Source organism: Mesorhizobium sp. M4A.F.Ca.ET.020.02.1.1 (assembly GCF_004022645.1).
Taxonomy (GTDB): Bacteria; Pseudomonadota; Alphaproteobacteria; order Rhizobiales; family Rhizobiaceae; genus Mesorhizobium.
In genome coordinates, this window is sequence record NZ_RZOI01000307.1 from 1 (window position 1) to 628 (window position 628).

Below are 628 nucleotides of genomic sequence, written 5' to 3' on the forward strand. Positions count from 1 at the left end.
GCAGCGTCAGCGGCAGTTCGAAATCGGCGGCGGCGGCGAAGGCCGCGGTGACACCGGGAACCACCTCATAGGCGATGCCGGCATCGCGAAGTGCCGCCATTTCCTCGCCGGCGCGGCCGAACACCAGCGGGTCGCCAGACTTCAGCCGCACGACGCGCTTGCCCTCGCGGCCGAGCTCGACGAGCAGCGCGTTGATCTCTTCCTGGCTCTTGGAATGGCAGCCCTTGCGCTTGCCGACCGGCAGGCGCTCGGCGTCGCGGCGGCCCATGGCGACGATCGCGTCGGGCACCAGCGCGTCATGGACGATGACGTCGGCCTCCATCAGCAGGCGATGCGCCCTGAGCGTGAGCAGATCCTCGGCGCCCGGACCGGCGCCGACCAGCGCGATGTGGCCCGAGGCCGGCGCGTCGGAGACAAGCAGCTCGACAGCGGCATCATGCGCCCGTGACAGTTCGCCCGCCTCCACGGCCCGCGCCGGAGCGCCGGCGAAGAAGTCGCGCCAGAAGCGGCGGCGGCCGGTGCCCTTGGGCAAGCGCTCGGCGGCGCCGCGAAAGGACGCGGCAAGCGTGGCCAGCGCGCCGAGCGACGGCGACAGCATGCGATCGATGCGGCCGCGCAGCATCTGCGC

1 protein-coding gene is annotated in these 628 nt (G+C 72.6%); it reads right to left on the reverse strand.

All coding sequences use genetic code 11. From position 1 onward, the window contains the following. Positions 1–628, reverse strand: a 628-nt coding sequence (cobA, locus tag EN742_RS39455) for a uroporphyrinogen-III C-methyltransferase (protein ID WP_245492356.1), incomplete at both ends; no start/stop codon positions are given.